A 13,215-nucleotide genomic window follows, 5' to 3' on the forward strand; every position below is an offset into this window, starting at 1 on the left:
TTATTTGCTACATTCCGCGAAAACTCCAGAGCTCAATGCATGCCAGTAACCATGCAGCACTTTTTGTATTTTCTCTGCGATCCGCATGGACACGGACCATTTCGTCCGACATCAGCGTCTGAATGGGATGTTCGGATCACTCTCTCCGAAACGTTATCTAGGATATTTAAAGTCTTCATCGCTTTTTGAGTCATCTCCCGCTCCCCGCTTGTAAGGGGAACAGTTCCATCAACGGCAAAGATCGTCTCAGATCCACCTTGTCCGCCTTTGGTGTCAGCTCCGAATATCAATATCTCCTTCGCCTTCTGGTATTTGTACATCGCGACGTATGCGTACAGCTGCATGCACCCCGTCCGTGCCTCTCGGTATTCCTGATATGACGTAAAGCTATCGTCCCAAGGGAAGAACACGAATACATACAACCTGTCAGGCTTAGCAGTGGACGGTGCCGTCCGCGCAGAGCGGATGCCTTTGGGCACCAATCCGAACTTCTCGAACAAGGCCGATGCTAGAAAGCTGCTTGAATGTAGGTTCTCGGACGCCAAAATCTGAAGAGCATTTGAATGGCCAATGAAAGGAAGATCCTTGGCCTCACCTACGCATGCATCGGTAATGGCATCAGCGAAGCGAGCGATGATCTCGTTCCAGAGCTTCGCGTTTTTCTTATGGCCATGCCGGAGCGCGTAAGCCACTGTCTGCCGGTAATGCTTCCATTCCCCTTCTGGGATCCTGAAAGAGTGGCCTTCGTAGCCTGTCGGTACTCTGAGATCGCCGAAACCGTACCCACCATCTTCTTGCAAATATGTTGCGAGCGTCTCTTCCTCCCCAGCGCTGGATAGGAAGCTTCCACTCCGAATAGCCCGTTCCTTGGTCTCTAAATAGTGGATGAAATCTGCCGGTGTACAAAGCTCCTCGAACAGTAGCTTCAGACCGCTTTCATCAAGCACATGGACGAATGTTTTTCGTGGATCGACATCGCCTACGATGAAAGGCTTTTCCAGCAAATAATTTTCAGAAACCTCATAGTGATACACCAACGTTCCATTACTACCGGGCCCTACCGAATTAAAGAAACGCTGGGCGTGCTGACCAATCCCGCCCGTGACCGCTACCAGATGGATCTTCAACCCTGGCTTGGTCAAATCGAACGGGAACGGATCCTCCAGCCTGGAGTTGAGGAAGAGCTTGTCGGGGTGGTTTCTGACGAAACTCTCAGCCCCGTACAATTGCTTTGCAGACTCCCTGACTGCAGCCCGATACCAGCGGCTCCAGGCCAACTGGACATCATTTTGCTCTTGAAAGTTGACGTGGCCTTTGTCGGAGAAAATGATCAGGGTGTTGTTGAAGAAAATGGTGAGGTCGGCGAATTCCTTACCCTTACCAACTGAGCGGAACAGGCTCGGATAACACCAGAGACTGAAGAACGTGTTTGACACGATTGCGGACAGAATCCTCTCACTCTCGTTGACACTGGGTTCCTTCAGAATGGGTTTCAGCACTTCGATCGTCCTTTTTATTTTGCGTGCTTGAGAACGTTCAGGCCACGTAACGACTCAATGCTGCTCGGATAAGCGCTATTGGTAGGAAACTTGGCCGGACACCTACAGCCAACCTTCCTAAACTGCGATTAACAAGCAAAGTGTGATCCGCAGACGCATACGTTTCTGTACCAGAATTTACCGTAGTATTCGGTCTATCCTCGAATCACAGTATTGTAGATGAATAGGTTGCTGCATCGGTGACCGGATATATCTGAATCTGGTGAATCAAGCTGCCCCCAAGCCATCGCGGCGAGGGGGCTAACAAAGTGTTCGCAATCATCTGGTGTACGCAAAAGCAGCCGACCCACGGGTCGAAAGATCGACGCCTCTACCCTCCACTGCTGCCAGTGTCTCTACGTTCGTAGCGCTCAGGTCGCAGGTGGTTCGAAGCTGCCGAGGAAACGCGGTGTATTACCTGTGACGTACTCGCCCATCGTGCGGTTGATGAGGTTTTCAACATTAAGGATCTTGGCGGGATCCTCGCTGATGAAACCAAAGGGTATCGGTACTGGGGACAACGCCGGCAAAATTAAATGGTAAACCACGACCGCGCATTTGCCGTGAATGACGATTGCCTCAAGCGGCGCCAGTTGCTCTGACTCAACAAAGCCACAAAGCAGCAGTCTGGCCTTATTGCAATCTGCTTTTGCGCGCTTGATCGCCGGCCAATCGTCACTTGCAGAAACCGGGATAAGCATTTTGGCGTCGAATACAAGTTTTCCATCATTCGCGCCTCCCTTGCTTTTTGTTTTTGATAAATCAGAAAACGCACTGCACATCTGCTCATGCCTGGCCGAGCGTCCCCAGAGCTCATGTGAAGCCGGAGCCATCCAGGACAGGCTGATCGGAGCAGCGTGGGATTCACTCTGAACTGCTTTCTGATGTTTGCGCAGCACGGAAAAAACTCTGTCCCAGTTTTGCTGCAGCTGTAGCGATCCAAAAAGTCGCAGCCCGGAAGACTCTCTAACCTGTGCAACGGCACTCGCGCTGTAGTACAGGGCAGAAAGGTCCAGACCATTTGAAGACACGAAGTCGTAGGCGTCCGAATCGCCCAGGATGTCGGCGAGCTGCAGAACCTGATCGAGGTTTTCTCTGCCCAGCATTCTGCTCAACTGCTCCGTACGCTGACGCATGTAGATCTCGTTTTCCCGCAGCCCTTCCTTCGCGACAAAGCGTACCAGCCGAGAGTCGGCATCAAGGCTGACGCGCTCTTCTATTTTCTCCCAACCGTCTCTTACTTTTTGCACACCCGCAACTTTGTAGAGCTCCGGCGGCCCAGCATCCTGCGACTGCCCACCCAGGTGTCCAGCCCGATGAATGTCGTAGATTTGCCGCATGAAGGCACCGACGGCCTTCGTACCTGACTCAGAGAGCGTATCGCTGGGTGCCTGCAATTCCAGGCACCTTTTAGAATCTGCATCCCCTAGACTTTTCCCCAGGCAAGTAAACGTTAGGAGATCAAACACGAACATCTGCTCGCGCTCTTCCTTGCGTTTCACAATCGGTGACTCATGGTTGCCTGCGAACAAGCTACGGCCCTTATCCGTCAACTCTATTCGTCCATCCGGGCGCGTTTTAAGCTCGCCCGTTTGTAGAAAAGGTGTGATTGCAAAACTCAGCTCTTGAGCTGTAAACCCAAAATAATTGCCGATTTCAGCTGGCAGCAGCGCTGAAATCTTGAGCAGTCGCAGAAGGAATTCCGGTACAACCGGTAACCCCCCTTTGTCAACAAGGGTGTACTCGATACGGAACTGTTGCGCAGGGACCACGACGTCCAGCTCGAATAGAACAACTGGGTTAAGCTCCATCAGACAACCCTCCTGGCCGGCGTCACTGGTTTGATGCAATAGTTGATCGTGTCCTGTTTCGTCTGGATAAAGCTGGCTACCTGACCTAATGGAAGCCTCGCGTTCCTACCGCTCCACATTTTCAAACTGCCTACGATGACCAACCGCTCCATCGCGCGTGACATCGCGACGTTGATACGATTCGGGGTCGCCAGGAAGCCAGGTGATTGATCCGCTTTGGCCCGGGTCAGTGAGACGATGATGATGTTGTTTTCTTTACCCTGATAACTGTCGACGGTCTCGATTTTTACGAGCTTGCGGAACTCCTCCGACCAGTTTTTCTCGGCAAACCTCTTTCTCACCAGTTTCCTCTGGTCGAGATACATGCAGATGACCCCGATTGGGGGCTCTTGCGATTCGGCCATCTCCTTGGCCATGCCCGCACAAAATTCGGTGTCCTCTGCGATTTCTTCCAGCAGTCGGATGATAGCGTCCGCTTCAGCACTGTTGGACAGGCTCAGCGTGCCGCTGTCGTAGGCTTTTTTGCCTAACTCGCTGGTGTCGACCCAAGTGACCACATGTGACAGGCACTCGGGCACGTTTTGCGAAAAATAGGCAGGACTTGGTCTGTAGCCGTTCTCAAGGTCAATGTCGTAGAAGATCTCGTTAACTAGATCGCCAATCGCAGGGAGCATTCGATACTGCGTATTGAGCGTCGCCCGTGTGGCACGACCATACGGGGATTGGAACACTCGCTCGAAGTCGCTGCGCATGACCTGCTGGAATTCGGCTGAGCTCGTGGTGACACCCAGGGAACGGGCAATGGCTGCCTTATGTTCTTCCTCATACGTAGGGCGCAGCTGGTTGTGGTCGCCGACCAGCAGGACCCGAGAGCCCACCTGCATGGCGATCGCCAATTCACTCGGCGCCGATCGAGCAGCTTCGTCGATGATGACCCAGTCGAAGTGGGTTTCTGAAAGCTTGAGATGTTGCAGCCCAATACCCACGCACGTTCCGCAAACCAATGTCCTGGACCGCATCAGGAACTCATCATAATTGGCCCTGTTGCTCGACAGACGCTCAACGTACTCCTGAGAAAGCTGAATCAGGTCAAGGCAGTGTTTGAACTCTGGGGGCCTAACTCCATGAACGGTTTGGACATGGTCATAGACGCGCTCCAGTAATTCTTGGGGAGTGCTTTCGCCCTCAACCAGTTCGCCAAGAAACAAGGTGGCATTCAGATTCAGCTCGCCCATCAGAGAGGACTTCAGCGTCTGCAACGCCTTTCGATCTGCCCCGTTGCCCTTTTGTGCACGCTGAATTTCCTCGTCCAGCTTTTTCAACGACCGAACCAAGTGGAACACTCGCTGATTCACATCCACCATCGTCTGGACGAAAGCTTTGCCCAAACCCAACGACGAAGCCATGGAACCCACGCGTTCCTTCAACTCAGCGCTAAACCCATTTCTCTGACGGTCGACAATGTTGCGAGAATAAACGTCCAGGAGCTCCTCAGAAACAACATGGTCGCGGTTGCTGAAGCGTACAACGTTGAGCTCGGTGTCCAGTCGACGGCAGTGCGCGCGGATCCGTTCTGCTGCAGTATTCACAGCCTCATGAGACTGGCTGACAAGAAGGATGTTTCGCACCCCGACCTTGCTGATCAGGTAATGGATGAAGGCCGCGATGAACTCAGTTTTACCTGTCCCTGGAGGTCCCTGCAAAAGGCCTACTGGCCCTGTAGTGATGAGCTGCGTGAACGCGGCGCGTTGGGCTTCGTTCAGCCCGATGACCGTACCACTCGCTGTGGTGCGTTCGTACACTGCAAAGTCCGCATCGGTAGGCTCTTCAGCATACCCCCTTGGTGCCAGCTTGCATTTCTCGTCGAAGTAATCCATCAAGTCAGGCAGCACTGACTGCCGGTTCAGGATCCGCTCCATCGCACCACGACGACGCGTCATTGATGTCTTGTTCTGCTGACTTTGGATGAACAACTGGGAGCCTGCCTGTACGCGTTTTGAACGACTGGAGGCAGGGACATAGACTGCATCACGCACGCTCATGCCCAGGTTGATCTCACCGATATCAATATCCTTCTCCCCGTCCCGGAGGATCAGCCGGATGTTGTCTCCCGCTTCAAACCCCTCAAGGGCCTTTGCATCCATGGCGTAGGGAATCAAAAGGCCTACGCCATCCTTGTGAAAGTGCGGCTCTTCGGAAACACGGAAAGAAGGCTGGGCCTCAAGCTCGGTGGAGGTGATGGTTTTCCATATTTGACTGACAGGGAAACTGCGCACCTTCACAGCTTCTAGCTGCGCCTCATCTATGGCAAGCCCGTTGTCCTCGTCCTCACCGGTAATCGAGTCCGCAACACTTTCACCGTCCTCAATCGCCGCTTGCTTACGCACTTCGGCGTCATGCACCTGTGCGGCTAAGCTTAGAAATGCCTCGTCTTTGGCCAGAAGCTTGGTCAGCTCATAGACATTGACGCTGGTACCGCCCGAGACGCTGAAGCGAGCCTCTATGTGGTGGTTTGCCTGACGCGCCAGATAAGCCGGAACGCGCATCTCCTGATTGGCTTTGAACGCATTTACAAAATGCCTGGAAGCAGGATCGAACTCAGCCGTCAATTGCCCTCCGACACCTGCGAACGTCACCTCAAGGGCTTTGGTGGGGGCTCTTTGGTAGGGCTTCACGACAACAAATACTTTCCCGTTGTCCGGCAGGATCTCAAATGCCTCGCCACTTCTGTTGCGTAGAACGACAGAGACGGTTTCGATCGTTTTTGCAGGTGTGAAAGCGGCCTCCAAAGCGTCCTTAAAACGGTCCAAAGAAAGAAAGCCCGATTCTGTATCCATTTCGTGCGCAACGGCTGCTCTCAGGGCGGGAATATCCTTCTGCGACGGCGCGTCCCAGTCCATGTCCAGGAGCTCAAACACCATTCGCATCACAGCGAAGTTGTCTCGCTCTGCTGGTGTACAGTTTTCCAATACGGGGCTGTAGCGGGTGTTGACCGGTGATGTACCTGAAGCCGAGAAATCTGGACAGTCGAGCAGGTAGACCTGAGTGTTTTCAGGAGCCGAACCGACATTTACTTTAACGTTGTGTGGATGCAGATCGCCGTGACTCAATTGCTGGCCATGCAAACCATCAACTGCGTCGATTAGCCCATGGGCGACGGCGATACGGGTCTCAACCGACAACCCCTTCAGCTCATCCCAGTGCTCACCGTCGATATGCTCCTGAGCTAGGAATGGGTTACCGCTGCGATCGTAACCAAAGTGTTCAATTTTTGGCAAAAAGGCAAAACCGCTGCCCTTCAGTTGCTCCAGGACTTCGAAGAAAGCCATCAACATCGGCCCTTGACCGTCCTTGGGATCCCGGGCGTTGATTGACGGCCACGATTTCACGACCAAGGGGCCCGATCGGTAGATCAGTTTCTCAGCCGTGTCGGAGATAGGCTCATCGTCCTCCCGGTACGCGGAGCTCAGTCGTAGATCGGTAGAGAAAACGTCAAGTCGCCGGTTATCAAATTCAAAGCTTGCGGAGTTATCCGGTGTGGAGTCGCTCAATGCCTGCTGAAATGCGCTGGCGTCATCGAATCGCTCCTTCGGATCATTCTGCAACGCTTGTACGAGCACCTTGGCAGGCCAGTCTTCTGATGACTCAACCTGAGCTTGAACACCCGCAACGTAGGCGACGTCGAGCTTCAGAGGCATGGGCCTGGCCTGAAGCAGATGCCAACCCATCAGCCCGAGCGCGAAGACATCACGACGAAATGGCGTGCTGCCTTCCATCGCGGTGTTCTGGTCTTCAGGGAGCGCGATAGCACCGATGCTCAACAAAGTACGCAAATCGCCGAGAGTACCTACAGGCTGATAGTAGGCGCTGATGAAGTTGGAAAGAGCGATCGATGACGATGGAGAGAACCACACGCTGTGGTCACCCAGATCACGGTGAGCAATTTTGAATCCATGCAGCCCAGCAAATTGAGCCAGAAGGATTTTAAAAAGCTGGACGCGCTCATGCGCAGGCATCCGCTCTACAAAACGGTTTATGAACTCGTTTAGACGGTAATGCCCGTCGGGCATTTCAAGCAACTCGGCATATTGCTCGGTGACACTGTCGGGGCTGGTATTACGCTTCGGGCGAGCGCAGCGATTCATCAATTCCTGATCTCGCCGCCGCAGGTAGACCATGACATCCCTCTCGCGCGAGAGGATTCGGTATCGTCCTTCAGCCGTTCGAGCACGGGTGTCATCGAGCTTCGAAAAGTCCCATAGACGGACCATCGCACGGTCATCCTTGTTGTGGATATTGACCGCGTCGTACTCTCGGTAGACGTCTGTTGGGTGCGTGAATACCGCTTGCGACTGCGCACGGTAGTCGTCAACAACAAGCTCTTTGGGCTTTACCGTTCCTTCATTGATGATGCCGTCGAAGAAGTCGAAATGCTCGTTCAAGCCGATATTCGAGCGCGCGTTGAATCGGTCTTTAAACCGCTTGGGATCGGCCATTTCCAGAAAGTCGTCCAGCACCATGACGTGCTGCATCTCGACCTCGGGAAGATTCAAAGTGCATTTTCCGGTGAGCACAACGCAGAAGTCGATCCAAGGCTCTTTCCCGCCAGGCAGCCGAGACTTGAGACCCTTGATTCGTTTCCTCAACTCATAGGTTTTCCTACGGGTTTTGTCTACCGGGGATACTTCTGTTTCTTTCCCGTCCTGGTGCCATTTACCGCCGTGGTTGGTGATCTCACCGCGCCAGTGCTTAAGTTCGACAACAAGAACGAGACTGTGGGTAACGATGACGAGGTCGAACTCCCCGTCTGCTCCCCGCGAGTTCGCGAAACGAAAACCTGCGTAGCCGCGCCAAGGCCATACGCCATGGCCTGCCTCAGGCTTCTTCAATTGTTTCAGAACGTCAAACGACTTTCCTTTCGTAGAGCCTGCCACCGGTTCCGGAGGAAGCTCTTTGGGCCCAAATGCTTTGGCCATCTTGTCGATAGCGTCGATCTCAAAAGAAAGGAGACCTCCTTCCCAATAGCGTACGTCCATGCAATCCCCGAAACGTTTTCATGATGGAATCAATCTGCCATACGTTAATGTAAATGGCGGCGCACTGAAATGTAAGATCGGGTGATTTAGCGATTAGCGATTTTTGGATCCGTTTTTTTGGGATCCGCCCAACCTACAGTCTTCGCTTTCTCGGACTCATTACCACCTAAAATTAGTGAAGCGAACCTAGGGGGCGTTCTCATTTGAATCGAGCAGGTTAAATCCGTAACCTTCAGTGGATTTGGAGCAGCGGATGAGTCGCCATAGGCTTCTTCATGATGATCAATGGGAACGGATCAAAAATCTGTTGCCAGGCAAGGCCCATGATCGAGGCGTCACCGCACGCGATAACCGTCAGTTTGTCGAAGCGGTACTCTGGATTGCTCGTACGGGTTCGCCGTGGCGTGACCTCCCGGAAACCTACGGTCATTGGCATAGAGTCTATGTGCGCTACAGTCGCTGGTCACGCAAAGGCGTTTGGGTGCAGATGATGGAGGCACTCGCTGCTGACGCTGACTTGGAGCATTTGATGGTGGATGGCAGCATCGTGCGGGTTCACCAGCACGGTGCGGCAAAAAAACAGATCAGGACATCGAGGCCATGGGTAAGTCCCGAGGGGGACTGAGTACCAAGATTCATGCGGCGGTCGATGCTTTGGGCAATCCGATACGCTTGCTGTTAACGCCTGGGCAAGCCTCGGAGTATGGTCAGGCTGAAGCGTTGATCGAGGGTTTCGCCTTCGAGGCCGTCTTGGCCGACAAGGGGTATGACTCAGACGCTTTTGTTGAGGTCATCCAGCGTCGTGGCGCTGAGGCGATCATCCCCTCGAAAAAGAATCGCCTGAACCCTCGCAGCCTTGATCGACATCTGTACAAGGCTCGCAACCTGGTAGAGCGCTTTTTCCAGAAGCTGAAGCAGTTCCGCCGGATAGCGACACGATATGAGCGACTGGCCAGGAATTACCAGTCGATGTTATCCCTTGTGTCTGCTGTCATATGGCTCGCCTGAATGAGAACACCCCCTAGTTCTTAACCGCAATTTTGGGAGAAACGATGACCTTCATTACGACTATAAGCGTTGGGGATTGCGTGATCGTCGCGGCGGATCGGGCCACATTTCACGTAAATGGGTCAGCATCTACCCGCTCGGATCAAGAGGTAAAAAAAATTCGTGAGACACCGGGAGGCTTCATCACGGGCAACGGTATCGCGGAGCTCTTAGAGCCTGTAAAAGATCGTTTCGTATCAGAGGATCCAAAAGACTTAGCCGCAATGATTCAGATCATAGAATCCGAGCAATCAGAATATCTTTTTAGGCAGGATTATTCGGATTTGGCTACAAAATGGGTTGCGCAGACTTCTTGGAAGCTGTCCATGGCTTGGCGCATGGATGATAGGACTAGCATCATTGCTGCGTCATATGACTACACGATCCGCTCGGTGATTGCCGCCAATGTTGGAGTGCCGTTCCTAACGTTCCCAAGCGACGTAACCTTAGATGAAAACGCACACGTGCGTCTCATGCTGGAGCGGGGCCAACTCACCTCCAGCGACGCGCCAAGCACGCTGGCCATGCTCTATCACAATGTTCGTCTCATACTTGATGTAGTAGGCCTTCTCAGACGCCGTGGGCGTGCGATTTCCGAGCGCATCGATTTCGCAATCCACACAATGGAGAGTCGTCTTCAGTTCGATGATCTAGAGTTTTTGAGTTAAACCTATGGTGACATTCAGTCGGAATTCACCTACACGCTGATGCTGAATTTTCGAATTAGTTATAGTCTTTTCAAATAGAGGAAATCGCAGGTGCCGAGTAATGACGTTTTGTGGTTCAAACTCGACAAAGAATTAGTTGCAAGCTTTGCCGAGGCCGATCTCGTTGATTTCAACTGGGACGACTATGTGAAATATGACGAAGGTCAGGAGATCAAGCTCAAGGCCAGAAACGTTTCCTATGAAATGAATGGGAAAAAAGACTTCAAGGAATACTCAGAGATTCCTGCGCGGTTCGTACATTCGAAAGGAGACGCAATTGCCCTTTCACCGGGCGGCTGGCGGCCTCTAGCCTTCATTCCGAACGGCGCTGTGGTCCTTTTTGACAAAAATGCCTTTGGCACCGTCAAGAATCACATCGACAAAAAAGGAAATCCTCAGCCACACGCCATTCAGGTGGTGGTTGATCTCTTCCAAAACAGGGAAATCACTATCGACCCCAAGCCAATTCTGCTTGAGGGAAACAATCGGTTTGACAAGCGACTTCCGTCACTCGAAGAAATGCGCACAGAGCTTGGTTTCTTCACCACCAAGATGCAGGAACGCGCCCCGAACCTGACGATCAAGGCGACCGACGCTTCGCTTCCACAGTTGCACAAGGCGAGTGCCGTCTTTTTCCAAGGCCTAGAAGCAATTCTTGAGTTCATTGATACCGTTTACGGAAAATACGAGTCGGGCCATCACGTCCCGCAGAACCTAGAGGGTTTCAAAGCGATTATAAGCTTGGCCAAGGCTGCCAACGTACAGGGCTTTCATCTGATATTCGCGGCAATTGTCTTCAAAGCAGTAACCGGCGAGAGGCACAATCCCATCCTCAAGCTATTGAAATTCAATAAACCTAATTTCATCAGCGATGGTCACTCTTTCAATGGCGCTCTGGACATTTATTCCCTCATTCTGTTCCTGAGTGAAATCCGGAATCACGGGGACAACGTTTTCTTCGTCACTGCCGATAAGGACCTAATTCATCTATGGAACGATATGAATGCGTTCATGATGGTTAATGATGAACCCGGTGTTCTCCATTTCGACATGATGTATTTCCTCCCTGGTCTTGAGGGAGATGAGATCGGTGAGCTTGAGCAGCTTATGAATGGCTAACCATGAGCCTCGATACCTTTTTTGTTGTACTAAGCGTCCTGGGCCGCCCGGGATGCTGGTTTCAAAAAAACCTTCGCTACTCCGCCGACATTCTTCCTGACTCTCTGCTGAGCGGGGTAGTTGGATCCCTAACCCACCTGGCCAATGGAGTCCTCATCGTGTAACTGTTCCAGGTAGCATTTAAGGTTACCCGACACCTTTTCGAGAACACTTGGCAAGTAGGCCAGCAAATCTTCAAACGTCGAGTTTTCTGGGCCTCCGTGATAGTACCGACAATGGGCGAGAATGGCGTCGCGCTCCTCGGCGGGGAGCAGCACCATTGGATCTCGGTCGTTGTAATCGTGCAAATTCGTCAAGTGAATGAATGCACACCCGAATGTGTAAACGGAGCGCGTCCAACCTTGTAGGTGCTGAGCCAATTCGACCATCTCGCGATCGGTTACGCGACCTCGACCGCCAGGCTGAGTCCACAGCTGCCCATTCACCGATGCTTCAATCAAGCTCGCTCGCCTTGATGGCCCTTGATTCAGTAAGTAAACGACACGAACCATCGAGTCCAATTCTTGACGGAGAATGGCCATCATCTGACTCGAAATTTTCGCTGTGGCCAGAAGCTGCATGGCTCGTCGGTGATCACTCGAACGACTGAGTATTTGCCTGGTGAAAATGGCTAAAGCTTCCATTTGAAAATTCCAGTTTCAGATTGGTTTCAGGGCACTGTGGATTTTACGGCAATGAGAATCCCTCGACCGCTGACACCTCTAATCGCAGCGCACCATCCAAAGTTCGTCCAACTTGGTCGTATAAGATCGGCTCATCATTTCACGGCGCATCCCCCAGTCAGGTGATGCTGGAGCACTGGCAGCCCGCAGTGTGCCCCGGCCCCATCTTCCGTTGATATTGTCCAGGACCTGCATCAGCCGAACGCATTCTGCAGATTGCTTGGGGGCAAACAGGTCTTCGGTGAACTCACCTGGCTGCCTCAGATCCATCAAAAGCACCTCAGCTTTGCTGTAACGGAAGCCGGGACGAAAGATTTTAGCCACTGCGTCGGTAGCCATTCGCGTCATGAGCAGAGTGTCACATGTCGGGTAAGGCAGTTCTACCATCACTCCCTGGGCGTAATGGGCCTCGTCCGGGTTGAACATACCAGTGCGGATGCTCACCCGCATGCGCTTGCATAGCGATCCTTGGACTCGAAGCTTTTCTGCTGCGCGCCCAACGTAGGTGGCCACGGCCTGCTTGATCGGAGCTAGGTCTGTGAGACGATTCCCAAACATTCGACTACAGCAAATCTCTTGCTTTGGCGGCTCAACCTCTTCAACGTCCAAGCATGATATGCCCGCCAGTTCACGGGCGGTCTTCTCCACCACCACGCTGAATTTTTGCCGCAGCATCTTGGGATCAGCCCTTGCCAAGTCCATAGCCTTCAGGATGCCCATGGATTCCAGGTGCGCTGTCATTCGCCTACCAACTCCCCAGACTTCCCTAACCGCGGTGTTACGCAAAACCCAGTCTCGCTTGAAAGGATCACGGATATCCACAACGCCTCCAGTTTGAGCCTGCAAGCGCTTGGCGGTGTGGTTGGCCAACTTGGCAAGGGTTTTAGTGGATGCTATTCCAACACCTACCGGGATGCTCGTGCAGCGTAATACTCGGGACCGAAGATCACGGCCGAATGCCTCAAGGTTACCGGGCATACCACCTATGCTTAGCCAGATTTCATCGATCGAGTACCGCTCACAGGAATCGACTGTTGATTCCAGAATGGTCATGACGCGTTCGGATATATCGCCATACAGGGCATAATTGCTGGAAAACGGCACGATTCCGGCGTTTTGCAAGGTAGTTGTCGCGTCAGCCGTGTTTTTAAGCTGCTATTTTCACTGCCGGCTGCTCCCTCTCTGGGTTGAGTGTGACGGCGCCGATAGGTTGCCAATTTCGCGTTGCACCTGAC

At 52.8% G+C, this 13,215-nt stretch carries 8 protein-coding genes; 3 read left to right on the plus strand and 5 right to left on the minus strand.

The features are described 5' to 3' along the window. Positions 1 to 32 precede the first annotated feature (32 nt). The 3 genes from HBN61_RS09945 to HBN61_RS09955 all read right to left on the minus strand — a co-directional run bounded on the left by HBN61_RS09945 (position 33) and on the right by HBN61_RS09955 (position 8,385). Positions 33 to 1,499 (minus strand): SEC-C metal-binding domain-containing protein, encoded by a 1,467-nt coding sequence (locus HBN61_RS09945; RefSeq protein ID WP_170046667.1) that lies wholly within the window; start codon positions 1,497 to 1,499, stop codon positions 33 to 35. A 410-nt stretch (positions 1,500 to 1,909) separates the two neighbouring features. Beyond that, positions 1,910 to 3,349 carry a hypothetical protein gene (locus HBN61_RS09950; protein WP_010466328.1) on the minus strand — a complete coding sequence of 480 codons (1,440 nt, stop codon included), beginning with the start codon at positions 3,347 to 3,349 and terminating at the stop codon, positions 1,910 to 1,912. Continuing rightward, positions 3,349 to 8,385 carry an AAA domain-containing protein gene (locus HBN61_RS09955; protein WP_170046668.1) on the minus strand — a complete coding sequence of 1,679 codons (5,037 nt, stop codon included), beginning with the start codon at positions 8,383 to 8,385 and terminating at the stop codon, positions 3,349 to 3,351. Before HBN61_RS09955 ends, HBN61_RS09950 begins: the two co-directional genes overlap by 1 nt. A 253-nt stretch (positions 8,386 to 8,638) precedes the next feature. On the opposite strand from HBN61_RS09955, the gene HBN61_RS09960 reads away from it, so the two are divergent. From HBN61_RS09960 to HBN61_RS09970, 3 genes are all read left to right on the plus strand, one after another. Continuing rightward, a protein-coding gene (locus HBN61_RS09960; protein WP_371926216.1) for an IS5 family transposase occupies positions 8,639 to 9,393 on the plus strand; the annotation gives its coding sequence in 2 pieces (ribosomal slippage) (positions 8,639 to 8,965 and positions 8,968 to 9,393; 753 coding nt in all). 44 nt (positions 9,394 to 9,437) lie between these two features. Then, the gene (locus tag HBN61_RS09965; protein ID WP_170046669.1) at positions 9,438 to 10,100 is read left to right on the plus strand and encodes a hypothetical protein; all 663 of its coding nucleotides are present in this window, start codon (positions 9,438 to 9,440) and stop codon (positions 10,098 to 10,100) included. A gap of 90 nt (positions 10,101 to 10,190) precedes the next feature. After that, the gene (locus tag HBN61_RS09970) at positions 10,191 to 11,258 is read left to right on the plus strand and encodes a hypothetical protein (RefSeq protein ID WP_170046670.1); all 1,068 of its coding nucleotides are present in this window, start codon (positions 10,191 to 10,193) and stop codon (positions 11,256 to 11,258) included. A 128-nt stretch (positions 11,259 to 11,386) separates the two neighbouring features. Here the strand turns inward: HBN61_RS09970 and HBN61_RS09975 are convergent, their stop codons facing one another. Together HBN61_RS09975 and HBN61_RS09980 are read right to left on the minus strand one after the other, a co-directional pair. Beyond that, positions 11,387 to 11,758: a hypothetical protein gene (locus HBN61_RS09975; protein WP_262498747.1), complete on the minus strand. Its 372-nt coding sequence runs from the start codon at positions 11,756 to 11,758 to the stop codon at positions 11,387 to 11,389. 261 nt (positions 11,759 to 12,019) lie between these two features. Further along, on the minus strand, positions 12,020 to 13,102 hold the full coding sequence (locus HBN61_RS09980) for a Y-family DNA polymerase (RefSeq protein WP_262498748.1): 1,083 nt from the start codon (positions 13,100 to 13,102) through the stop codon (positions 12,020 to 12,022). Positions 13,103 to 13,215: the final 113 nt, after the last annotated feature.

This window comes from Pseudomonas sp. WS 5071, from assembly GCF_012985765.1.
Classification (GTDB): Bacteria; Pseudomonadota; Gammaproteobacteria; order Pseudomonadales; family Pseudomonadaceae; genus Aquipseudomonas; species Aquipseudomonas lundensis_A.